The organism is Rhodopseudomonas pentothenatexigens, assembly GCF_900218015.1.
In the GTDB taxonomy this organism is placed as follows: domain Bacteria; phylum Pseudomonadota; class Alphaproteobacteria; order Rhizobiales; family Xanthobacteraceae; genus Rhodopseudomonas; species Rhodopseudomonas pentothenatexigens.
Genome location: NZ_UFQQ01000015.1, coordinates 33,558 through 55,762 on the forward strand (window position 1 = coordinate 33,558; position 22,205 = coordinate 55,762).

Consider the following 22,205-nt stretch of genomic DNA (forward strand, 5'->3'; position numbering starts at 1 on the left):
TGTCTTGAAAGCCGGGGTGTCGGGGCGGCGGAACAGTCACCCAATCGCGGCACCTTGGCAACGCGAAAAGTCTGTCAAAATGATGAAATCCTTGAAAGGCGGCCGCGTTGACAACCTTCAGGCCCAGCCATATCTGTGCCGCCACAGGCTCGGGTCGGGCGGTCGTCGCGCGACCGCGCCTGGCAACCGGTCCTCGGATTGCTGGATTACCAATCATTTCGCGCGCGCGCCTGTATCCTGATGGGCGCCTGAGCGTCACGATGAGTTGATAGTGGCCCGAGCGGACGGCATCACGGCTGCTACGTCACACTACAACAACAGGAAGCTGGTATGATCGGCGCGCTCGCCCGCAAACTCTTCGGCTCCGCTAACGACCGCAGGGTCAAGGGTTACCAGTCGCGGGTCACCGCGATCAATGCGCTCGAACCGGAACTGGCCAAGCTGTCCGACGAGGCACTGAAGGCCCGCACCGCCGAATTCCGCGCCGAGCTCGCGAACGGCAAGTCCCTCGACGATCTTCTGGTGCCGGCCTTCGCCACCGTTCGCGAGGCCGCCAAGCGCACCCTCGGCCAGCGCCACTTCGACGTGCAGCTGATCGGCGGCATGGTGCTGCACGAGGGCGACATCGCCGAGATGAAGACCGGCGAAGGCAAGACCCTGGTCGCGACGCTCGCGGTCTATCTCAACGCACTGGCCGGCAAGGGCGTCCACGTCGTCACGGTGAACGACTACCTGGCCAAGCGCGACTCCGGCTGGATGGGCCAGATTTACGGCTTCCTCGGCATGACCACCGGCGTGATCGTACACGGGCTGGACGACGCCCAGCGCCAGGCCGCCTACGCCTGCGACATCACCTACGGCACCAACAACGAATACGGCTTCGACTATCTGCGCGACAACATGAAGTACCGGCTGGAGGACATGGTCCAGCGCGGGCACAATTTCGCGATCGTCGACGAAGTCGACTCGATCCTGATCGACGAAGCGCGCACCCCGCTGATCATCTCCGGCCCGCTCGACGACCGCTCGGATTTCTACAACACCATCGACACCTTCATTCCGCGGCTGGACAAGTCGGACTACGATATCGACGAGAAGCAGCGCACCGTGACGCTGACCGAAGCCGGCATGGAGAAGATCGAGACGCTGCTGAAGGACGCCGGGCAGCTCCGCGGCGAGTCGCTGTACGACGTCGAGAACGTCTCGGTGGTGCACCACGTCAACCAGGCGCTGCGCGCCCACACCCTGTTCCAGCGCGACAAGGACTACATCGTCCGCAACGACGAGGTGGTGATCATCGACGAATTCACCGGCCGCATGATGCAGGGCCGGCGCTATTCGGAAGGCCTGCACCAGGCGCTCGAAGCCAAGGAGCACGTCACCGTCCAGCCGGAAAACCAGACGCTGGCGTCGATCACCTTTCAGAATTACTTCCGGATGTACGACAAGCTCGCCGGCATGACCGGCACCGCGGCCACCGAGGCCGACGAGTTCTTCGACATCTACAAGCTCGAAGTGGTCGAGATCCCGACCAACCTGCCGATCGCCCGTCTCGACGAAGACGACGAGGTCTATCGCACCCAGCAGGAGAAATACGCCGCAATCCTCGCCGAGGTCGAGCGCGCCAACAAGCGGATGCAGCCGGTGCTGGTCGGCACCGCGTCGATCGAGAAGTCCGAGGTGCTGGCCGAGTATCTGAAGAAGAACGGCTACAAGCAGATTGACTTCACCGACCCGAAGGGGATGGACAAGCTGTATGCCGCCGCCCGCGCCGGCAAGCCGGCCAAACTGTTCGCGGTGCTGAATGCGCGCTTCCACGAGCAGGAAGCCTACATCGTCGCCGAGGCCGGCGTGCCGGGCGCCATCACCATCGCCACCAACATGGCGGGCCGCGGTACCGACATCAAACTCGGCGGTTCGCTGGAGATGCGGCTTCAGCAGGAAGCCGGGCACATCACCGATGAAGCCGAGAAGGCGGCGAAGATCGCCGAGATCAAGGCCGACATCGAGCGCTTCCGCGACATCGTGCTGAAGGCCGAGGACGAGATCGAACTCGAGCCCGCCAAGGGCAACAAGCCGGCCAAGACCGCGAGGCGTCCCGGCGGCCTCTACATCATCGGCTCCGAGCGCCACGAGAGCCGCCGTATCGACAACCAGCTGCGCGGCCGCTCCGGCCGTCAGGGCGACCCGGGCCGCTCCAAGTTCTTCCTGTCGCTGGAAGACGATCTGATGCGGATCTTCGGCTCCGACAAGCTCGACACCATGCTGACCCGCCTCGGCCTCAAGGAAGGCGAGGCGATCATCCATCCGTGGATCAACAAGGCGCTGGAGAAGGCGCAGCAGAAGGTCGAAGCACGCAACTTCGACATCCGCAAGAACCTGCTCAAGTTCGACGACGTCCAGAACGATCAGCGCAAGGTGATCTTCGATCAGCGCATCGAGCTGATGAAAGAAGACAGCGTGGCCGAGACGGTCACCGACATGCGCCACACCTACATCGAAGACCTGGTGGCCAAATACGTTCCCGAACACGCTTATGCGGAGCAGTGGGATGTCGCCGGGCTGAAGGCCGAACTGGACCGGGTCGTCGGCCTCGACATTCCGGTCGACGAATGGGCCAAGGAAGAAGGCATCGCCGACGAGGAGCTGATCACGCGGCTGGAGCGGGTGTTCGACGAGCACATGGCCGCCAAGGTCGGCCAGTGGGGTTCGGACGTGATGCGCTATGCCGAAAAGAGCATCCTGCTGCAGACGCTGGACCATCTGTGGCGCGAGCATCTGGTGATGCTCGACCATCTGCGCCAGGTGATCGGGCTGCGCGGCTACGGCCAGCGCGATCCGCTGCAGGAGTACAAGTCCGAAGCCTTCAATCTCTTCCAGGAGATGAGCTCGCATTTGCGCGAGGCAGTGACGGCGCAATTGATGCGCGTGGAAATCATTCCGCCGGATCAGCCGCAGGAACTGCCGCCGATGGAGGTCCACAAGATGGACCCGGACACCGGGCAGGACGAGATGGCGTTCGCCAACGTCTCGCTGGCTCCGGCCCAGGCCGCCGACAAGCCCGCGCGCGACCCGAACAGACCCGAGACCTGGGGCAAGGTCGGCCGCAACGAGGACTGCCCGTGCGGCTCCGGCAAGAAGTACAAGCACTGCCACGGCCGCTACGCGTAACCGGCGCAGGCCAGATCAGGACAAGCAATGCCCGGCCTCGTGCCGGGCATTTTGCTGTCTGGCCCTCAAAACCCAGCCGTCATTCCGGGGCGCGCAGCAACGCTGCGCGAACCCGGAATCCCGAGATTGTGGAAGTATGCAAGGTGCCCTGAACGGCGAGATTCCGGGTTCGCTCGCTGACGCGAGCGCCCCGGAATGACCGACGTGGGAGTTTCTAACGAAGAGCGCGCCGCCTCAGCGAAACGCCGAGAACCGGCTGTCGAACGAATTCGACGACACCACCGGAGCGCCGCCGGAGATCATGCCGGACGGTCTGGGGGAGGCCGACGAGGTGGTCTCGGCGGCCTCGAGACTCGGCTTCAGCGGCGGCCGCGCAGCGGCCTGCTTGGTCTCGGCAGCCTTCGGCAACGCTCCGTGCGGACGCGGCGCCGGCTCGTGCCGCGCCGCGGTGCTGACCGGCGCCGACGGCAACGGCCGGGCAGACGTGGTCGACTCATTGCCCGGCTTGCGGCTGCCGGCGAGCAGACTGCCGATATCGTCCTTCGACGCCGAGGCGACGCGTGCCTTCGCGGCGACTCCGCTCGATTCAGCCGGCGCAGCGACCAGCAGATTATCCGACGGACGCGGCGGATTGACGGTGGGCGGGATCGTGCCAGGTGCGCGTTCGAACGAGGCGACCGACAGCGACTTGTCTTCCGGGGCCTCCGACAGCCCGGTCGAGGCGTCGGGAATTTTCGAGGCGAACACGTGGTTCATGCCACCGTCGATGCCGGTGTTGAGACGCGCCACCGGCGTTCCCTTGGCGATCAGTTCGGCGATCTTGATGTTGTCCTGCTTGTCCTTTTCGCGCACCGCCTCGGCGATGTCGGGCCGGACCTCGTAGGCCGGGCATTTGGCCGAGGCGTTGAACTGCAACGGCTTGGTCGAACCCGGCGGCGGCGCGGCGTCGAACACGTACTTGCGTTCGCAGAAATCGACCTTCGGTTCCTGCCGCGTCACTTCGAAATGATCGTAGCCTTCCTTCAGCATCTTCCAGAACGGCATGTTCGGATTGTTGCGATGCTTGGCGAAATTCGCCGGCGTCATCTTGAACGGATAGGCCTGGAGCTGGAAGGCGCGCTGGCCACCGAAGAACGACTCGCGCCCCAGCGCATAGATCTCGGCGATCTGTTCGTCGGTCATCGCGTAGCAGCCGCGCGACGAGCAGTCGCCGTGCACCATCAGCTGCGAGCCGGTGCGCCCGAGCGACTTGTCGAATGCGTTGGGATAGCCGGTGTTGAACGACAGATAGTACGACGATTGCGGGTTCATCTGGCCCGGGGAGATCGAATAGAACCCCTCCGGCGCCTGACGATCGCCTTCGCGGATCTTCGGGCCGAGATCGCCGGACCAGCGGCAGATCGGATAGGACTTCAGCAGTTGGAACACGCCGGTGCGGTCCTGCTTCCAGACCTCGAGCTCGGCTTCCTGCTTGAACAGCCGCACCAGAATCGGCGACTGCAGGTCCATGTTCTTTTCCTGCATCGCCGCGACCAGCTTGGGCGGCACCGGCTGATTGGCCTTGGCATTGGTGGCCAGCGCCATCTGGTCGCTGTTGCAGCCGGCGAGCAACGGCATGGTCGCGAGCGCAGCCGTCAGCATCAGCGCGCGTACAAGCGGACTTTTCGTCACCACGAAGCTCCCCCGACGACCGGCAAACCCGCACCCCACATTCGAGCAGCTCAGCCCGTCCAGCTTCCGCGCGGCCGTCGCGTCACCTGACCTTTGCAAGATCCGGCGGATTCGACCGCTCGCCTTTACCAAATCCTGCACCATCATCGGCGCCAACGTATTGACGCCGTGTGCACTCTGCCAAGATTATCCTTAAGCCCTTGGGGTCGCAAGCCGATCAGGCCGGCGGTGGGGCGGTCCGGAAATCTTGGTCAAGGAACATTGAATCGCCGGGGCGCGGCGAAACTGCGGCGAGCGCCGGACTTTGCATCAGCGGTGCGGATTTGGTTAAGATTCGATCAATTCGCCGCGCGGGCGATCCTGATCACGCCAGCTTGCGGCCGATCTCGAGGAATTTCTGCCGGCGATGGACGCGGATCGCATCGCGGCCCTGGCCCTTCAGCTCGGCGAAAGCCGCCGCGATCGCGTCTCCGGCCGTCGCGATCATCACCGCCGGATCACGGTGAGCGCCGCCTTTGGGCTCGGGCAGGATCTGATCGATCACCCCGAACCTCAGCAGGTCCTGCGCGGTGATCTTCATCGAGTTCGCCGCTTCCTGGGCCTTGGTGCCGTCACGCCACAGGATCGACGACGCCGCTTCCGGCGAGATCACGCTGTACACCGCGTGCTCCAGCATCAGCACCTTGTTGGCGGTGGCAATCGCGATCGCGCCGCCGGAGCCGCCCTCACCGATCACCATGGCGACGTTCGGCACGCCGAGCTGCAGGCAGGCCTCGGTCGAACGCGCGATCGCTTCGGCCTGGCCACGCTCCTCTGCGCCGATCCCGGGATAGGCACCCGCGGTGTCGACCAGCGACAGCACCGGGAGATCGAAGCGATCGGCCATTTCCATCAGCCGCACCGCCTTGCGATAGCCTTCCGGCCGCGCCATGCCGAAATTGTGCCGCAGCCGGGTCTCGGTGGTCGATCCTTTTTCCTGGCCGATGACGCAGACGCTCTCGCCGCGGAAACGGCCGAAGCCTCCGACCAGCGCTTCGTCGTCGCCGAACTTGCGGTCGCCGGCCAAAGGCGTGAACTCGGTGATCAGCCCTTCGATGTAGTCGACGCAATGCGGCCGCTGCGGATGCCGCGCGACCTGGGTCTTCTGCCACGGCGTCAGCGCGGCATAGAGATCCTGCAGCGCCTGCTGCGCCTTCTCCTCGATCTTCTCGATTTCCTCGTGGATATCGCTGCCGGACGCCGCAAGCGTGCGCAGTTCGTCGATCTTGGAATCGAGTTCCGCCACCGGCTTTTCGAAGTCGAGATAGCTGCGCATGGGCCCGGACATGACTTTGGCGATATGGGGAGGAAAGCTGCGGCCGATAGGGGCCGCCCGGCTTTTCTAGCCATCTGGGAGCCAAGTCAAGCGGATGGGACAAGCGGCGCTTCGCATCCACCGACCGGGTGGATGCGAATGCGTCGCGGCGCGCCCTCAGCCAACAGCTTCAGATCGACGGCGGAGCGCGCGGTCGCGGCCTCGGCGTTACAGCCGTTCGATCCGGCCCGCGACTTCGTCGATCAGCGCCACGGCCTCGTGCAGCTTGGTCTTGTCGAGCCCCTCGCCGAGGCGATTTTGCAGCACGCTGCGCAGATTGTGCATCGCGCGCCGCACCGGGGCGGCATCGATACGCTCGCGCATCGCGCCCAGCGCGTCGAGCCGAGCCGTGATCGCCGCAAGCTCTGCTGCGTGGGCGTCCAGATGGGCGGCACCCTCCGAGGTGACCGCGAACTGCTTGCGCGCGCCGTCGGTGACCTGTTCTTCGATCAGCCCCATCTCGCTGAGCATCGTCAGCGTCGGATAGACGATGCCGGGGCTCGGCGCATAGGCGCCGGCAGTCCGTTCCTCGATCGCCCGGATCAGATCGTAGCCGTGACGCGGCTTGTCGGCGATCAGCTTCAACAGCAGCAGCCGCAGTTCGCCGCCGTCGAACATTCGCCGGCCGCCGCCGCGCCGGCCATGCCCTGGATGACCAAACCCGCCGGTCTCGTCCTCCCAGCCGCCGCGGCGCGGGCCGGCGTGAACCGGTCGCTGGTGAAGCCCATGGTCGCGGCCGGAGCGGCCGTGCCGGCCGGGGAACTGCATTTCGCGGTGAAATCCAAACATATTCATCAACCTCATGGCTCGTGATGCGCTCAAGATATATCATGAAAGATCTAGGTCAAGATCAGTCTGTGATATATCTTCATGGCTAACGAAGACGTTCGGGTAGTTTTGCTCGGTCAGGCCTGTTCGGACAGCGGGTGCAGGTCGCGCACCAAGCTCTTCAGCCGCTCCTCGACCACGTGGGTGTAGATCTGGGTGGTCGAGATATCGCTGTGGCCGAGCAGCGTCTGCACGATCCGCAGGTCGGCGCCGTTGTGCAAGAGATGGCTGGCGAAGGCGTGGCGCAGCACGTGCGGGCTCACCAGGCGCGGGGACAGCCCGGCGCGCGCCGCCAAGTCTTTCAGATCCCGGGCGAAATGCTGGCGGGTGAGGTGCCCGCTCTCGCCGAAGGATGGAAACAGCCACTTCGAAGCCGGCGTGCCCTTGGGGTCTTTGGCGGCGTCCGCAACCTCTTCGAGATAGCGACTCATCGCCTGCTTGGCGCCGGCGTTGAGCGGCACCAGCCGCTCCTTGTCGCCCTTGCCGCGAACCACGATCATCCTGGCGTCGCGCCGGGCCGCCGACAGTGGCAGCGACACAAGCTCGGAGACGCGCAGCCCGGTCGCATAGAGCACCTCCAGCAGGCAGTTCAACCGCGCTGCTCTCAGCCGTGCCGTTCCTTCCGCTGCATCGGCCTCCTGCCGCGCGCAGGCAAGCAGCCGGTCGACGTCGGCGATCGACAGCACTTTCGGCAGGCTGCGGCCGCGCTTGGGGCCTGACAGGATCGCGGCCGGGTCGTCGGCCCGGATCCGCTCGCTGAGCAGAAACCGGAACAGATGCCGCAGCGCCGACAGCCGCCGTGCGACGCTGGAGGTGGCGAAGCCGCGCTTATCGAGATCAGCCAGATAGCTGCGCAGCGCCGCGGTGTCGGCGGAGCCGATGCCGAGCCGACGGCGGGCCAGAAAATGCGACAGATCAGCCAGATCGCGCCGATAGGCGTCGAGCGTGTTGGCGGAAGCGCCCTGCTCGGCCGCGATCATGTCGAGAAACAGCTCGGTCAAGCCCGCATCCGAATACGAGGTCGGGCGCAGCGGCGCCTGGCCGGTTTCAGGCTCCGTCGCCACGGCAGCAGCCGTTGATTTTCGCGGTCGTCGCATCCGACCAGCCTAGCGTCTATTTCTTGAGAAACTTGTCCGGCTGGATGGTCACCGTCATTTCCCGGGTGTTCGGCCCGACGAAATGCGCCAGCGCGAAAACCACCCCGTAAATTATACCGCCGGCCACGGCGATCACCGTGAGGAATCGGAACAAGGTGGGCATACGCTGATCTCGGCGCGGCGTTGGAGCGGGGATGGGCGACTACGACCATGTTCGCCCGGTCCTTGCAAGAGACGCTGGCCTGCGCGGCGACCGGGGTAGTATAGCTGGCCCTTTCAGTCCCCACGGATGCCGCGAATGTCTGAAACCGCACCGACGGCTGCTGCCGGCAGGTCCCAGGAAGCCGAGATCGTCGCGGCACTGGATGATCGTCCGGTCGTGCTGATCGGAATGATGGGCGCAGGCAAATCGACCGTCGGACGCCGCTTGGCGCTGCGGCTCGGTCTGCCGTTTCTCGATGCCGACACCGAGATCGAGCATGCCGCGGCGATGACCATCCCGGAGATCTTCGAAACCCACGGCGAGCCGCATTTCCGCGACGGCGAGGCCCGGGTGATCGCCCGGCTGCTGGACGGCGGCGCCAAGGTGCTGGCGACCGGCGGCGGCGCGTTCATGCGGGAGGAGACCCGCGACCGGATTCGCCACAAGGCGATCTCGCTGTGGCTCGAAGCCGACGCCGATGTGATTCTGCGCCGGGTCAAGCGCCGCGCCGACCGCCCGCTGCTGAAGACCCCCGATCCGGCCGGCACCATCGCGCGCCTGATCTCCGAGCGCTATCCGCTGTATCGGGAAGCCGACATCACCATCGCGTCCCGCGACGTGCCGCACGAGAAGATCGTCGAGGAATGCGTCGCCGCCCTGCACGCTTATCTGTGCGGTGCACCCGCCTCCACCCCAAGCGAGACCTCATGAACGCCCCGCAGAAGAATTCCACGCCGATCACCGTCGAGGTCGCACTCGGCGACCGCACCTACGAGATCCTGATCGGTCGCGACGTGCTCGGCTCGCTCGGAACGCGGATCGCCAGGCTCCGCCCCGGCGCCCGCACCGCGATCGTCACCGATCGCACCGTGGCGAAGACGTGGCTGAAGCGCACCGAAGAGGTGCTGGATCAGGCTGGCATTGCACATGCCTCGGTGATCGTCGGCGAAGGCGAAAACTCCAAGACCTATGCGGGGCTTCAGCAGGTCTGCGAGGCGCTGATCGCCGCCAGGATCGAGCGCAACGATCTGGTGATTGCGCTCGGCGGCGGCGTGATCGGCGACCTTGCCGGCTTCTCGGCGTCGCTGCTGCGCCGCGGCGTCGACTTCGTGCAGGTGCCGACCTCGCTGCTCGCCCAGGTCGATTCCTCGGTCGGCGGCAAGACCGGGATCAACTCGCCGCAGGGCAAGAACCTGATCGGCACATTCCATCAGCCGGTGCTGGTGCTGGCCGACACCGCCGTCCTCGACACGCTGTCGCCGCGGCAGTTTCGTGCCGGCTACGCCGAAGTTGCGAAATACGGCGCACTCGGCGACGAGGCGTTCTTCACTTGGCTCGAAGCCAACCATGCCGAACTGTTCAGCGGCGGCGCCGCACGCGAGCACGCGGTCGCTACCTCGTGTCGGGCGAAGGCTGCGATCGTCGCCCGCGACGAGCGCGAGACCGGCGAACGCGCGCTGCTCAATCTCGGCCACACCTTCGGCCACGCGCTGGAAGCGGCGACCGGATTCTCCGAGCGGCTGTTTCACGGCGAGGGGGTCGCGATCGGCATGGTGCTGGCTGCGGAGTTCTCCGCCGAACGCGGCATGATGCCGGCCTCCGATGCGCAGCGGCTGGCGAAGCATCTCGCCGACGTTGGGCTCCCGACGCGGCTGCAGGACATCGCCGGCTTCGCCCAGGAAGGCCTCGCCGACGCCGACGCGCTGATGGCGCTGATGGCACAGGACAAGAAGGTCAAGCGCGGCGAACTCACCTTCATCCTGATGGAAGGCATCGGCCGCGCCGTGATCGCCAACAAAGTCGAACCGGCGCCGGTACGGGATTTCCTGCAGCGGAAGCTGGCGCAGACCTGAGCTGCGCCGCGTCGCGGTCGCCGCGGCCAACCCAAGAGCATCATGAACTCGACTCTGAGCAACGTCCTGATCGCGGTCCTGCTGCTGGCCGCCAACGCGTTCTACGTCGCGGCGGAATTCGCGCTGGTGCGCAGCCGCGGCTTTCGCATCAAGGCGATGGTGGAGAAACGGCGGTTCGGTGCCGATCTGGTGCAGCATATTCTCGGCAACGTCGAGGCGTATCTCGCCTGCTGCCAGCTCGGTATCACCATGGCGTCGCTCGGCCTCGGCTGGGTCGGCGAGCCGACCGTGTCGGCGCTGCTCGCGCCGGTGCTGCAACCGATGGGCCTGTCCGAGTCGGCCCAGCACTTCATCGCGTTTCTCGGCGGCTTTCTGTTCTTCTCGTCTTTGCACATCGTGATCGGCGAACAGGTGCCGAAAACACTGGCGATCCGTCAGCCGGAGCCGGTGTCGCAGTGGATCGCCTATCCGCTGCACCTATCCTTCATTCTGCTGTATCCGCTGAACTGGCTGCTGAACCAGGCCTCGCGCGGCATCCTGAGGCTGCTCGGCGTCGAGGAGAATTCCGAGCACGAGATCCTGACCGACGTCGAGATCGAGGGGCTGGTCGGCGAATCCGCCGAGCACGGCAAGATCGAAAGCGGCGAGGCCGAGTACATCCAGAACGTGTTCCGGTTCGGCGAATTGGTGGTGTCGGACGTGATGGTGCACCGGACCTCGATGGTCACCATCAACGCCGATCAGCCCACCGAACAGCTGGTGAAGGAGGTTCTTGCCACCGAATACACCCGCGTGCCGCTGTGGCGCGACAAGCCGGAAAACATCATCGGCGTGCTCCACGCCAAGGATCTGCTACGCGCCTTGCGCGCTGCCGACGGCGACGCATCCAAGCTCGACATCGCCAAGATCCTGCTGCAGCCATGGTTCGTGCCGGAGATGCGCCCGGTTTCCGAACAGCTCAAGGCGTTCCGCACCCGCAAGACTCACTTCGCCCTGGTGGTCGACGAATACGGCGAAGTCGAAGGCATGGTGACGCTCGAAGACATCCTCGAGGAGATCGTCGGCGACATCTCGGACGAACACGACGTGGTGGTTGCCGGCGTCCGCACCCAGCCCGACGGCTCGGTGGTGGTCGACGGCTCGGTGCCGATCCGCGATCTCAACCGCGCGATGGACTGGAATCTGCCGGACGAAGAGGCCACCACGGTGGCGGGCCTGGTGATTCACGAGGCGCGGTCGATCCCGGAGCGCGGCCAGAACTTCACCTTCCACGGCTTCCGCTTCCGGGTTCTGCGCCGCGAGCGCAACCGCATCACCGCGCTACGGATCTCGCCGGTGCCGGGCGAAGGAGCCGTCGAAATCGTCGAGAAGAAGAAACTCAGGAAGGCCCGCGCCGGCCCTGCGCTGTGAGCGGCGCCCGCGACGCGCTCATGCTTCGCCCGGCGCTTTGGCCTTGATCGCCAGCGCGTGGACGCCGCCCTTCAGTTCCGGCGCCAGCAGCTCGTTGACCATGCGATGACGATCGATCCGGCTCTTGCCCGAGAAGGCCGCCGACACGATATTCACCCGGAAATGAGTTTCGCTGCGACCGGCGTGGCCGGCGTGACCTTCGTGCAGATTGGATTCGTCGATGACGTCGAGGCTTTCCGGCGTGAAAGCTTCGCGCAACTTCTGCGTGATAGTGTCCTGCGTGCCCATGCGCTGATGCCCACCGTCGGCCGTTGTTTCGTCAAACCCGTCTGCGACGCATCAACCGGGGGCTCGCCCGGAATGTCAAGACTTGAAGCCCAAAGCGTTGCGTAGTCAAAGTTCGCCCATGCCAATCGACTCGTCCAAGTTCTTCGACAAGATCCGCGTCAAGCCGCGGGCCGCCGAGGCGGCGCGGGAGGCCGCGCGCGAGCAGGTGCGGATGTGCGATGCACCCGGCTGCACCAGCCGCGCCGCGCACCGCGCGCCGAAGGGGCGCGGTCACGAGAAGGATTACTGGCATTTCTGTCTCAATCACGTCCGCGAATTCAACCAGGGCTACAACTTCTTCCAAGGGATGAATCCCGACGACGTCGCGCGCTATCAGAAGGATGCGCTGACCGGACATCGGCCGACCTGGAAGATGGGGCAGAACGGCGCCCGCAGCCGCGCCCGCAGCCCGGAGGATCTCGAAGGCGCCGCCGATCCGTTCAACGTGTTCAACGAATTCACCGGCAGCAGCCGCCGTCGTCGCGGTCCGGATCCAGCCGACGAGGTGCGCGCCGAGCCGCGCAAGGTGTTCAACGCCGAGCGCAAGGCGCTGCAGGTGATGGGGCTGGACAGCGACGCCACGCTGGAAGTGGTCAAGGCCAAGTACAAGGCGCTGGTGAAACAGCATCACCCCGACGCCAACGGCGGCGACCGCTCGACCGAAGACCGCCTGATCGAAATCATCAAGGCGTACAATTATCTGAAGACGGTGGTTCGGAGCTGAACCACCCGGCGGGCGCAACGGACCGCGCGGCCTTCTGGCTGTTCGCCGGGCTCAGGCCGACGTCGGCGTGCCCTTCCATCGCCGATACGCCCACACGCCGAGCAGCAGCATCCCGACGACCCCGGCGATCACCGGCAGCCAGTGATGCAGCGTCGCGTGGCTTCGCTCCAGCATCGTGGCCGCGAGCACGCCCGGCAGCACATGGGCCGGCGCCCAGATCAGGATCGCCAGGATATCGACCGAGAAAAACCGGCGCGGTGTCATCTGCAACGCGCCGGCAGTCACCGGCACGAAAGCCCGGATCGGCGGCACGAACCGGCCGAGCAGCACCGCCCAGGTGCCCCAGCGCAGGAAGAAGGCTTCGGCGCGCGCCGCGAGGTCCGGAGAGTTCGACAGCGGCCAGGCGCTGAGAATCCGTCGCTGCGCGCGGCGGCCCGTCCAGTACGCGGCGCCGTCGCCGATCGCTGCGCCGGCGATCGCCGAGGCGAGCACGCCAAACGGGTTTAATTCGCCACCGGGAATCAGCGCGCTCAGCGCCAGGATCACGGTCGACCCCGGCACAAGCGATCCGACCACCGGCACCGCTTCGAGCAGCGCCGCCAGGAACAGTGCCAGATAGGCCCAGCCGGCATGCGCCGCGGCGAACTGCACCAGCGAATCGAGCAACGCGCTCAAGACGATTTGCGCTCCTGGAGGTGCGGCATGGACGATCGCAGCAGCTTACGACCCGCGCCCTGCTGAAAAGTTGCGCGCGGGCTGAGCATTGCCCGCCGGATTCGCAACACAGCCTTCACAAAACCGCTTCTCGCTCCTATCTCAATGAAACATCGATGGAACTTTGATCAAGCGGCGGGCTTCTGCGGATCGCGGCTCTCTGCTAGGGTTCAATTCCGCACTCAACCGCATCCACCATGAAGATCGGGTTTCGGGCGCGTCCGGGACCACGGAGGATTGATGACCGCCGCCACGACCACTGCCTCGGAGATCACCGGCCTTCCCGACATGAACGTGTCGGTCCGGCAGGTCTTCGGCATCGACAGCGATCTTGAAGTTCCGGCCTATTCCGAGGTCGACCCCCACGTACCGGACGTCGATCCGGATTACCGCTTCGATCGCGCCACCACGCTCGCCATCCTGGCCGGATTCGCCAAGAACCGCCGCGTCATGGTCACCGGCTTCCACGGCACCGGCAAGTCGACCCACATCGAGCAGGTCGCAGCACGGCTGAACTGGCCGTGCGTCCGCGTCAATCTCGACAGCCACATCAGCCGCATCGACCTGGTCGGCAAGGACGCCATCGTGGTGCGCGACGGCAAGCAGGTCACTGAATTCCGCGACGGCATCCTGCCCTGGGCGCTGCAGCACAATGTCGCGCTGGTGTTCGACGAGTACGACGCCGGCCGACCCGACGTGATGTTCGTGATCCAGCGCGTGCTGGAAGTCTCCGGCCGGCTGACGCTGCTCGATCAGAACAAGGTGATCAAGCCGCATCCGGCGTTCCGGCTGTTCGCCACCGCCAACACCATCGGTCTCGGCGACACCTCGGGCCTGTATCACGGCACGCAGCAGATCAACCAAGGCCAGATGGACCGCTGGTCGATCGTCACCACGCTGAACTATCTGCCGCACGACGAGGAGGTCGAAATCATCCTCGCCAAGGCCAAGCACTACCGCAACCCGGAAGGCCGCGACACCGTCGGCAAGATGGTGCGGCTCGCCGATCTGACGCGGAACGCCTTCGCCAACGGCGACCTGTCGACGGTGATGAGCCCGCGCACGGTGATCACCTGGGCGGAGAACGCCGAGATCTTCGGTGACCTCGGCTTCGCGTTCCGCGTGACCTTCCTCAACAAATGCGACGAGCTGGAGCGACCGCTGGTCGCCGAATTCTACCAGCGCTGCTTCAACGCCGAGCTGCCGGAAAGCTCAGTGAACGTGGCGATGAGCTGATGCAACAGCCTCTCCTCGCCAGCGGGGAGAGGCGGAAGGCAGGCGATGACAACCGACACCAAGCAGCGCAAGGATCGGCTCGAACCGACAGTGACGTCAAAGACGCCGCGCCGGTATAGCGACGATCTTTACGGCTGGGTCGAGGATCAGATCGCGCTGCTGCGGGCGAACGAGGTCGGATCGATCGATGCCTCCCACGTCACGCAGGAGTTGGCCGAGTTGGGACGCAGCGAATTCCAGAGGCTGGTCAGCGCCATTCGCCTCGTTCTGCACCACCTCTTGAAATGGGACTACCAGCCTGAGCGACGCTCGCGCAGCTGGGCGATCACAATAAGGCAGCAGCGCAGGCATATTGCTTACGAGATCAAGGACAGCCCGAGCCTAAAGTCGAAAATCAAGGAAGCTACCGTTCGCGCCTATCTCGACGCCGTCGACGACGTCCATCGTGAGACGGGGCTGGCCGAGAGCGTTTTTCCCGAGACATGTCCTTATGACTGGGACGCGATCACGCTGCGCCCCGTTTCTTGGGACGACGTTGATCATTCGAATCGATGACAGCGGACACACTCGGCAACACCGAGCCTGGTTGTCGATCCTACGAGACCGACTACTACGGCTGGATCCAGGATCAGATCGCGCTGTTGAAGGCAGGGCGGCTGTCGGAGATCGATGTCCAGAACATCGCCGAAGAGATCAAGGACGTCGGGACTCGGCAATACGACAGACTTGAGAATGCCGCTCGGGCGCTGATTTACAATCTGCTGAAATGGGATCTTCAGCCGGACCGGCGGTCGCAGAGCATGGTGTTTTCGATCGACGCCCACCGCGATCGCATTGCGCGCCTGCTCGATCGCAATCCCAGTCTCGCGGCCCGCGCGCCAGAGGCGCTCGCCGAAGGTTATCATTATGCGATCTACGACATGATCCGGGATTCCGATTTGCCCGACTCGGCCTTCGCGCCTGATTGCCCTTATGATTGGGAGACGATCCGGGGCCGGCTGGTCGAATTCCAAGGCGCCGAGTCACCCGACGGCAGCGAGCACCCATGACCACCTCGAACACCAAACTCCGTACCGGATCGAAGGAAGCGCCGACCGAGCCGTTCAAGCGGGCGGTGACCTCGTGCCTGCGGGCGATCGCCAAGGCGCCGGAGCTGGAAGTGACCTTTGCGGCCGAGCGTCCCGGCCTCGCCCCCGGCAAAGCCCGGCTCCCCGAACCCGCGCGAAAAATGAGCAAGCGCGATGCGGCGATCGTGCGCGGCCATGCCGATTCGATCGCGCTGAAGCTCGCCTGTCACGATCCGAAAGTGCATCGCAAGCTGATGCCGGGCAATCCGCAGGCGCGTGGCGTGTTCGAGGCGGTCGAACAGGCGCGGGTCGAGGCGCTCGGCGCGCGGCGGATGGCCGGCGTCGCCAAGAACCTCACCGCAATGCTCGACGATCATTTCCACCGCGGCAAGTTCGACGAGATCACCGACCGCGCCGACGCGCCGCTGTCGGACGCGCTGGCGATGCTGGTGCGCGAGCGGCTGACCGGGATGGCGCCGCCCACGGCGGCCAAGAAGCTGGTCGACCTGTGGCGCCCGGTGCTGGAAGACAAGCTTGGGCCCCGGCTCGATCAGCTCGAACGTTTCGCCGACAATCAGGCCAAGTTCGGCGACGCCATCCACGACATGCTTGATGCGCTCGAACTCGGTGACGACCGCGACACCGAGACCGACGAGGAAGACAACCAGGACGACAAGCAGGAAGGCGAAAACGACCAGGGCGGCGCCGAAGGGCAGCCGGAAGGCGAATCGGCGCAGGAGATGAGCGCCGAACAGGCCGAGGCGACGACCGACGACGCCAGCGACAGCCAGATGGAAAGCGCGCAGGCGTCGACTTCGGATGCCTTCGACGACTCCGAACTCGGCGAGGACGAGACGCCGGGCGAAGCCACCCGGCCGCACAATCGTGGCGCCAACGAGCCGCGTGGGCCGGAGTATCACGCCTTCGCGCCGAAATTCGACGAGATCGTCGCCGCCGAAGACCTCTGCGATCACGACGAGCTGGAGCGGCTGCGCAGCTATCTGGACAAGCAGCTGGCGCATCTGCAGGGCATCGTCGCCCGCCTCGCCAACCGGCTGCAGCGCCGGCTGATGGCGCAGCAGAACCGCGCCTGGGACTTCGACCTCGAGGAGGGTATTCTCGACCCGGCGCGGCTGTCGCGCGTGGTGATCGACCCGTTCCATCCGCTGTCGTTCATGAGCGAGAAGGAAGCGACGTTCCGCGACACCGTGGTGACGCTGCTGCTCGACAACTCCGGTTCGATGCGCGGCCGACCGATCACCGTGGCGGCGACCTGCGCCGACATTCTGGCGCGCACGCTGGAGCGCTGCGGCGTCAAGGTCGAGATCCTCGGCTTCACGACGCGAGCCTGGAAGGGCGGGCAGTCGCGTGAGGCGTGGCTCGCCGCCGGCAAGCCGGCCAACCCGGGCCGGCTCAACGACCTGCGCCACATCATCTACAAGTCGGCAGACGCGCCGTGGCGCCGTGCGCGCAAGAATCTCGGGCTGATGATGCGCGAGGGGTTGCTGAAGGAGAACATCGACGGCGAAGCGCTGGACTGGGCGCACAAGCGCCTGCTCGGCCGGCCCGAGCAGCGCAAGATCCTGATGATGATCTCGGACGGCGCGCCGGTCGACGACTCGACGTTGTCGGTCAATCCCGGCAACTATCTCGAACGGCACCTGCGCCACATCATCGAGGAGATCGAGACCCGTTCGCCGGTCGAGCTGATCGCCATCGGTATCGGCCACGACGTGACCCGCTACTATCGCCGGGCGGTGACCATCGTCGATGCCGAAGAACTCGGCGGCGCCATCACCGAAAAGCTCGCCGAGCTGTTCAGCGAAACCGCCGTACCCGCCGCCGGAACGGGGCAACGCCGCCGCCGGCTGCATTGAGCGCCGAGAGGCCGGAAGCAGCCGATGAGCGCTCCGCGGGGCAAGGCTGGGGAGCGGAACGGTCGAGGGAGGCTGGCCATCGCTGATGGTTCAAGCGAGCCGCCCGGCTTCGGCGTGACGACGCGCCGGCGCCTGCTCGCAGGCGGCCTGACTCTCGGCTGTGGCGCGGCGCTCGCCTGGTGCGCGCCACCCCCGGTGCTGGCGCAGGCCAAGCCTGCCGAACCCGACGAACTGACGCCGCCCGCCCCGCGTGCGATCGAGGTTCGCGCCCGGAGCATTGATCATTTCGATCTGCGCGACCGTGCCCGCCGCCAATTCGGCGCATTGCAGTTTCGCAGCGGGCTGATCCTGACCTCGTCGTTTCGCGGCTTCGGCGGACTGTCCGGCCTGCGGCTGGATCCGCGCGGCGAACGCTTTGTCGCAATCAGCGACAAGGCGACTTGGTTCACCGGTCGCATCGCCTATTCCGGCGCCGCCATGACCGGGCTCATCGGCGTCGAGGCCGCGCCGCTACTGGCAGCCGACGGGGCGCCGTTCCGTGCCCGGAAATGGTACGACAGCGAGTCGCTCGCGTTCCATGGCGGCATTGCCTATGTGGGCTTCGAGCGCGTCAACCAGATCGTGAAGTTCGACTTTGGACGCGACGGCGTGCAGTCTCGCGGTCAGCCGATCGCGGTGCCCCCGGCATTGCGCAAGCTGCCGAACAACAAGGGCATTGAGACGCTCGTCGTCGTGCCGAAGCCTCACCCGCTCGGCGGAACCTTGATCGCCATCTCGGAGCGCGGCCTGGATGCTGAGCGAAACACCATCGGCTTCCTGATCGGCGGCAGAACGCCGGGCCAGTTCGCGGTCTGCCGCACCGCCAACTACGACATCGCCGATGCGGCGCTGCTGCCGGACGGCGATTTGCTGATCCTGGAGCGCAAATTCTCCTGGATCGAAGGCGTCCACATCCGGATCCGGCGGATCGCGCTACGCGCCGTCGCGCCGGGCGCGACCGTCGACGGGCCGGCGATCTTCGAAGCCGATCTCGGCCACGAGATCGACAACATGGAAGCCCTCGACGTTCATGTCGATGCGGCGGGCGAGATCGTACTGACGATGGTATCGGACGATAATTTCTCCATGCTGCAAAGGACACTGCTGCTGCAGTTTGCGCTCAGTCCCGACTGAGCAGCGACGTGAAGATGCATCGTCGGAACGAGGACCGACGAGTCGATCAGAGCGGCCGTGCAGAGGCCGTTTTGACGGCCTTGGCCGATTCCTCGGCGGCCGGCGACGGCCGCGGTGTCTCGACCTCGTGGCTCGCCAGCGCGCGGCGAATCATTCTCGCCAGATCGCTGCGCCGATACGGCTTCGACAGCAGCAGAACGTCCGAATCGATCCGATCGTTGTGGATCAGTGCGTTCTCGGAATAGCCGCTGGTGTAGAGCACTTTCAGACCGGGACGCAGCTTGGCCATCTCGGCGGCGAGCTGAACGCCGTTCATCGGACCCGGCATCACGACGTCGGTGAACAGCAGATCGAACGAGGTATCGCTTTGGCCGATCGACAGCGCCGCGGCCGCATTGCCGACCGACAGGGTCGTGTAGCCGAGGCTCTTGAGCTGGGCGTTGACGTAGCTGCGGACCATGGCGTCGTCCTCGACCACCAGAATGGTCTCGGTGCCGCCCACCGCGCTCTGCTCGGTCGCCGGCTCCGTCTCGACTTCCGATTCGACGCGTGCCCGCGGCAGGTACAGCCGGAACGTCGTGCCTTGGCCCTCCTCGCTGTCGAGGGTGATGTGCCCGCCGGACTGCTTGATGAAGCCATACACCATGCTGAGGCCGAGACCGGTTCCTTTGCCAACCTCCTTGGTGGTGAAGAAGGGATCGAAGACTTTGCTGCGGATCGCCTCGGGAATGCCGCAACCGGTATCGGTGATTGCGATCATCACATAGTCACCCGGGGCGAGGTCGCCGAAGCGCTTGCCCAGGTCCGGATCGACCACGGCATTGCTGGTCTCGATCGTGAGCTTGCCGCCTTTCGGCATCGCGTCGCGAGCGTTGACGGCCAAGTTGACGAGTGCCGACTCGAGCTGGCCGCGATCGACGTAGATCGGCCAGGCGTCCTTCGCCAGCACCGTCGCCACTTCGATCGGTTCGCCAAGGGTCGGACGCAACAGGCTCTGTAGTCCGGCGAGCAGCCCATTGACCTCGGTTTCGTCGGGCCGCAGCGGCTGCTTGCGGGCGAAGGCGAGCAGCAGCCGGGTGAGCTCGGAGCCGCGATCGGCGGCCTCGCTGATCAGCTTGGCGATCGCCGCCAGATGCGGCTGGTCGGCGACGCCGTCGCTGATGATGTCGATGGTGCCGGTGATCACCGTCAGCATGTTGTTGAAGTCGTGAGCGATGCCGCCGGTCAACTGGCCGATCGATTCCATCTTCTGAGACTGCCGAAGCTGTTCTTCGAACGCGATCTTCTCGGTCAGGTCGCGCATGAAAGCGTTGACCACGAACCGTCCCTCGACCGGCAGCGCGGCCATCGATACTTCCAGAGAGATCAGTGAGCCGTCGCGGCGCTGCGCCTCGACCTCGATCCGATGGCCATGGATGACCCCCATATCGTGCTCGATCGCCTCGATGAATCGCCGATATCCGGTCTTGGCTTCGCTGACCCGGTCCGGTGCCAGCACCAACTCGCCGAGCTCCTGCCCCAGCGCCTCCTGGCGGCTCCAGCCGAGCAGCGCCTCGGCATGCGGGCTCCAGTCCGTGATCCGCCCTTCGGCGTCGAGCTGCACGAATGCGTCGAGCGCGGTATCGATGATCGCCCTCGCCATCTGTTCGCTCCTGCGCAACGCGTCCTCGGCCGTCTTCGTCTTGGTGATGTCGTGATACACCATCACCGCGCCTTGAATTTCGCCGGTCTCGCTACGCAGCGGCCGGCCATTGGCGATCAGATATGAGCGCCGGCCCGAGCCGATCGGCTGCACGGCGAACTCGAAGTTGACGATGGTCTCACCGCGATAGGCGCGCAGCAGCGGCGACTGGTCCTGCGACATCGGATTGCCGTCGGCATCGAACCGATCGAACGACCGGGTGGTATTCAGTACGCCGACGCCGGACAGGCGTCCGAAGAGCTCGCGCGCGGCCGGATTGGTCAGGATCACCATCCCGCGCGCGTCCGCGACCAGGACCGGGTCGACCATATTGTCGATGGTGTTCTGGAGCACGTCGGCGATCCGGCTACGCTCTTCGACTTCGCTGGCGAGCGCCTCCGCCTTGCGCTGGGATTCCGACGCCATCCGCGTGAACGCCGCAGCCAACACGCCGATCTCGCGGCCACCGCCCGATTTCACCTCGACGGGCACGCCGCTACTGGCGAAGGTTTCGATCGAATTGGTGATCCGAACCAGCGGCCGGGTGAGCGACCGGGCCAGCGGAATCGCCATCAGCATCGCGACCAGAACCGCCACCAAGCCGCCGACGATGGTGGAATTGCGGACCGCGGTCTTCACCGAGGTCAGCGATGAATATGGCCTGACCTCGACCACCGCGAGGCGGGGCCCCTGCGGGAGCTGGATCCAATCCCAGCCGACGCCGAAGCGCTCGCCGTTGCGATCCTTCACCAACGCCGGCTCGACATGGTCAGAGTACCTCGCGATCAGCAGATCGGCGATGCCGGGAAAGTCGTCCTGGATCCGGTTGCGCTTGCCGAGATCGAAGCCGAATTCCCGCGACCGGTCCGGGTGAAGCAAGTAATCGCCTTCGCTGTTGACCACATAGATGATGCTGCTGCCGTCACTGCTGTCGCGGACTCGGTTCAGCAAAGCTCGCAGATCGGTGTTGATCACCAGGACGCCGAGCCGGGTGCCGTCGGCGGCGTCGATCGGCGCCATGGTGCGCACGGTCGGCACATGGGGCGTTTCCAGGCCGGTCGCGGTCTTGTTGAGTTCGACCCTGGACATCACCACCTGATTCGGCGGCAGGGCCATTCCCTCCTTGAAGTAGGCGCGATCGCCACGTCGCGTCAGTTCCTCCGCGGGCACTGCGCGGATGCTGCCATTGGGACCGAGCCGATCGACCCGCACCAGTTCGCGGCCGCCGTCGTCCGGACCGATGACGCGCAGGATGGCGCAATTCGGCTTGGCCACCATTTCGGCGATGAAGCGGTCCTCGATCCGCTTGCGCCAGTTGGGCAGTTCCTGACCGGTGGTCCGCAGGCTGTCGCGCCGCGCCGTCAACAGATCGCGCATCGCAGACGAATACTGCGCGCCGACGGCGTCGGCATGGGTGCTCCTGAGCGAGCTCTCGATCAGCAGCGCGTTGAGCTGGGCGTGGGTGTGCAGCCGTATCAGGGCGCGCGGCACGACAAGGTCGACGACGTTCTGGTAGTTGAGAAATCCGAGGACCGCGGTGGTCACCAGAACCAGCGCTACCATGGCGAGGGTCAGCCGGGTCGAGAGTTTCATCAAGGCCCCTGCAATGGCGGCCGCCCGGGCGCGCGATGACGCACCCGCGGCGTATGCTGCGGTCCACGATCTGGCGCCGATCCGACCGACCACGACAAGTTGTGCGGTCGGCCGACCGCCCCGTCACCTCGGAAAAGTACTTGATTCGGAAGAAGGTATATCCCTGGTAGTGATACCGGGATTTCGCACGCCCGATCGGCGATCATGCCGGCCGACTCTGCGCCGGC

At 65.4% G+C, this 22,205-nt stretch carries 18 protein-coding genes; 10 read left to right on the forward strand and 8 right to left on the reverse strand.

Annotated features, from left to right (window positions below):
* The first annotated feature begins 330 nt into the window (after nucleotides 1-330).
* Nucleotides 331-3,171 (forward strand): preprotein translocase subunit SecA, encoded by a 2,841-nt coding sequence (gene secA, locus DWA33_RS15275; RefSeq protein WP_114358932.1) that lies wholly within the window; start codon nucleotides 331-333, stop codon nucleotides 3,169-3,171.
* Nucleotides 3,172-3,405: 234 nt separating this feature from the next.
* On the opposite strand, the gene DWA33_RS15280 is transcribed toward secA, so the two are convergent.
* From DWA33_RS15280 to DWA33_RS15300, 5 genes are all read right to left on the reverse strand, one after another.
* The gene (locus tag DWA33_RS15280; RefSeq protein WP_114359049.1) at nucleotides 3,406-4,842 is read right to left on the reverse strand and encodes a L,D-transpeptidase family protein; all 1,437 of its coding nucleotides are present in this window, start codon (nucleotides 4,840-4,842) and stop codon (nucleotides 3,406-3,408) included.
* Between the two features lie 364 nt (nucleotides 4,843-5,206).
* Nucleotides 5,207-6,169, reverse strand: a complete 963-nt coding sequence (locus tag DWA33_RS15285) for an acetyl-CoA carboxylase carboxyltransferase subunit alpha (RefSeq protein WP_114358933.1) — start codon at nucleotides 6,167-6,169, stop codon at nucleotides 5,207-5,209.
* Between the two features lie 195 nt (nucleotides 6,170-6,364).
* Nucleotides 6,365-6,991, reverse strand: a complete 627-nt coding sequence (locus DWA33_RS15290) for a PadR family transcriptional regulator (protein ID WP_244601311.1) — start codon at nucleotides 6,989-6,991, stop codon at nucleotides 6,365-6,367.
* A 110-nt stretch (nucleotides 6,992-7,101) separates the two neighbouring features.
* Nucleotides 7,102-8,121 (reverse strand): site-specific tyrosine recombinase XerD, encoded by a 1,020-nt coding sequence (gene xerD / locus DWA33_RS15295; RefSeq protein WP_114358934.1) that lies wholly within the window; start codon nucleotides 8,119-8,121, stop codon nucleotides 7,102-7,104.
* 16 nt (nucleotides 8,122-8,137) lie between these two features.
* Nucleotides 8,138-8,284: a histidine kinase gene (locus tag DWA33_RS15300; protein ID WP_114358935.1), complete on the reverse strand. Its 147-nt coding sequence runs from the start codon at nucleotides 8,282-8,284 to the stop codon at nucleotides 8,138-8,140.
* A gap of 135 nt (nucleotides 8,285-8,419) precedes the next feature.
* Here DWA33_RS15300 and DWA33_RS15305 point away from each other — a divergent pair, with 135 nt between their 5' ends.
* The 3 genes from DWA33_RS15305 to DWA33_RS15315 are packed head-to-tail and all read left to right on the forward strand — an operon-like array spanning nucleotide 8,420 to nucleotide 11,586.
* On the forward strand, nucleotides 8,420-9,034 hold the full coding sequence (locus DWA33_RS15305; RefSeq protein WP_114358936.1) for a shikimate kinase: 615 nt from the start codon (nucleotides 8,420-8,422) through the stop codon (nucleotides 9,032-9,034).
* On the forward strand, nucleotides 9,031-10,176 hold the full coding sequence (gene aroB / locus DWA33_RS15310) for a 3-dehydroquinate synthase (protein ID WP_114358937.1): 1,146 nt from the start codon (nucleotides 9,031-9,033) through the stop codon (nucleotides 10,174-10,176). The genes DWA33_RS15305 and aroB overlap by 4 nt, the downstream gene beginning before the upstream one ends.
* 42 nt (nucleotides 10,177-10,218) lie before the next feature.
* Complete coding sequence (locus DWA33_RS15315) at nucleotides 10,219-11,586, forward strand: HlyC/CorC family transporter (RefSeq protein ID WP_114358938.1); 1,368 nt, start codon at nucleotides 10,219-10,221, stop codon at nucleotides 11,584-11,586.
* An 18-nt stretch (nucleotides 11,587-11,604) separates the two neighbouring features.
* Here DWA33_RS15315 and DWA33_RS15320 read toward each other — a convergent pair whose 3' ends face one another.
* Nucleotides 11,605-11,874 (reverse strand): BolA family protein, encoded by a 270-nt coding sequence (locus DWA33_RS15320; protein WP_114358939.1) that lies wholly within the window; start codon nucleotides 11,872-11,874, stop codon nucleotides 11,605-11,607.
* Between the two features lie 118 nt (nucleotides 11,875-11,992).
* Here DWA33_RS15320 and DWA33_RS15325 point away from each other — a divergent pair, with 118 nt between their 5' ends.
* Nucleotides 11,993-12,637 carry a J domain-containing protein gene (locus DWA33_RS15325; RefSeq protein ID WP_114358940.1) on the forward strand — a complete coding sequence of 215 codons (645 nt, stop codon included), beginning with the start codon at nucleotides 11,993-11,995 and terminating at the stop codon, nucleotides 12,635-12,637.
* A 51-nt stretch (nucleotides 12,638-12,688) separates the two neighbouring features.
* On the opposite strand, the gene DWA33_RS15330 is transcribed toward DWA33_RS15325, so the two are convergent.
* A complete protein-coding gene (locus tag DWA33_RS15330; RefSeq protein WP_114358941.1) occupies nucleotides 12,689-13,312 on the reverse strand; it encodes a DedA family protein in 624 nt (207 codons plus the stop codon).
* Between the two features lie 279 nt (nucleotides 13,313-13,591).
* Here DWA33_RS15330 and cobS point away from each other — a divergent pair, with 279 nt between their 5' ends.
* The 5 genes from cobS to DWA33_RS15355 are packed head-to-tail and all read left to right on the forward strand — an operon-like array spanning nucleotide 13,592 to nucleotide 18,704.
* The gene (cobS, locus tag DWA33_RS15335; protein ID WP_114358942.1) at nucleotides 13,592-14,587 is read left to right on the forward strand and encodes a cobaltochelatase subunit CobS; all 996 of its coding nucleotides are present in this window, start codon (nucleotides 13,592-13,594) and stop codon (nucleotides 14,585-14,587) included.
* Between the two features lie 45 nt (nucleotides 14,588-14,632).
* On the forward strand, nucleotides 14,633-15,142 hold the full coding sequence (locus DWA33_RS15340; RefSeq protein ID WP_114358943.1) for a DUF29 domain-containing protein: 510 nt from the start codon (nucleotides 14,633-14,635) through the stop codon (nucleotides 15,140-15,142).
* Entirely contained in the window at nucleotides 15,139-15,636 is a 498-nt protein-coding gene (locus DWA33_RS15345) for a DUF29 domain-containing protein (RefSeq protein WP_114358944.1), read from the forward strand. Before DWA33_RS15340 ends, DWA33_RS15345 begins: the two co-directional genes overlap by 4 nt.
* On the forward strand, nucleotides 15,633-17,531 hold the full coding sequence (gene cobT, locus DWA33_RS15350; RefSeq protein ID WP_114358945.1) for a cobaltochelatase subunit CobT: 1,899 nt from the start codon (nucleotides 15,633-15,635) through the stop codon (nucleotides 17,529-17,531). The genes DWA33_RS15345 and cobT overlap by 4 nt, the downstream gene beginning before the upstream one ends.
* Nucleotides 17,532-17,555: 24 nt before the next feature.
* Complete coding sequence (locus tag DWA33_RS15355; RefSeq protein WP_114358946.1) at nucleotides 17,556-18,704, forward strand: esterase-like activity of phytase family protein; 1,149 nt, start codon at nucleotides 17,556-17,558, stop codon at nucleotides 18,702-18,704.
* A 46-nt stretch (nucleotides 18,705-18,750) separates the two neighbouring features.
* On the opposite strand, the gene DWA33_RS15360 is transcribed toward DWA33_RS15355, so the two are convergent.
* Entirely contained in the window at nucleotides 18,751-21,978 is a 3,228-nt protein-coding gene (locus DWA33_RS15360) for a PAS domain S-box protein (protein WP_114358947.1), read from the reverse strand.
* Nucleotides 21,979-22,205 lie beyond the last annotated feature (227 nt).

Excerpts from the sequence above, each read along its gene's own strand:
- secA (WP_114358932.1), top strand. The coding sequence starts at position 331 with ATGATCGGCGCGCTCGCCCGCAAACTCTTCGGCTCCGCTAACGACCGC.
- DWA33_RS15285 (WP_114358933.1), bottom strand. The coding sequence starts at position 6,169 with ATGTCCGGGCCCATGCGCAGCTATCTCGACTTCGAAAAGCCGGTGGCG.
- DWA33_RS15290 (WP_244601311.1), bottom strand. The coding sequence starts at position 6,991 with ATGAATATGTTTGGATTTCACCGCGAAATGCAGTTCCCCGGCCGGCAC.
- xerD (WP_114358934.1), bottom strand. The coding sequence starts at position 8,121 with ATGCGACGACCGCGAAAATCAACGGCTGCTGCCGTGGCGACGGAGCCT.
- DWA33_RS15300 (WP_114358935.1), bottom strand. The coding sequence starts at position 8,284 with ATGCCCACCTTGTTCCGATTCCTCACGGTGATCGCCGTGGCCGGCGGT.
- DWA33_RS15305 (WP_114358936.1), top strand. The coding sequence starts at position 8,420 with ATGTCTGAAACCGCACCGACGGCTGCTGCCGGCAGGTCCCAGGAAGCC.
- aroB (WP_114358937.1), top strand. The coding sequence starts at position 9,031 with ATGAACGCCCCGCAGAAGAATTCCACGCCGATCACCGTCGAGGTCGCA.
- DWA33_RS15315 (WP_114358938.1), top strand. The coding sequence starts at position 10,219 with ATGAACTCGACTCTGAGCAACGTCCTGATCGCGGTCCTGCTGCTGGCC.
- DWA33_RS15320 (WP_114358939.1), bottom strand. The coding sequence starts at position 11,874 with ATGGGCACGCAGGACACTATCACGCAGAAGTTGCGCGAAGCTTTCACG.
- DWA33_RS15325 (WP_114358940.1), top strand. The coding sequence starts at position 11,993 with ATGCCAATCGACTCGTCCAAGTTCTTCGACAAGATCCGCGTCAAGCCG.
- cobS (WP_114358942.1), top strand. The coding sequence starts at position 13,592 with ATGACCGCCGCCACGACCACTGCCTCGGAGATCACCGGCCTTCCCGAC.
- DWA33_RS15340 (WP_114358943.1), top strand. The coding sequence starts at position 14,633 with ATGACAACCGACACCAAGCAGCGCAAGGATCGGCTCGAACCGACAGTG.
- DWA33_RS15345 (WP_114358944.1), top strand. The coding sequence starts at position 15,139 with ATGACAGCGGACACACTCGGCAACACCGAGCCTGGTTGTCGATCCTAC.
- cobT (WP_114358945.1), top strand. The coding sequence starts at position 15,633 with ATGACCACCTCGAACACCAAACTCCGTACCGGATCGAAGGAAGCGCCG.
- DWA33_RS15355 (WP_114358946.1), top strand. The coding sequence starts at position 17,556 with ATGAGCGCTCCGCGGGGCAAGGCTGGGGAGCGGAACGGTCGAGGGAGG.
- DWA33_RS15360 (WP_114358947.1), bottom strand. The coding sequence starts at position 21,978 with ATGAAACTCTCGACCCGGCTGACCCTCGCCATGGTAGCGCTGGTTCTG.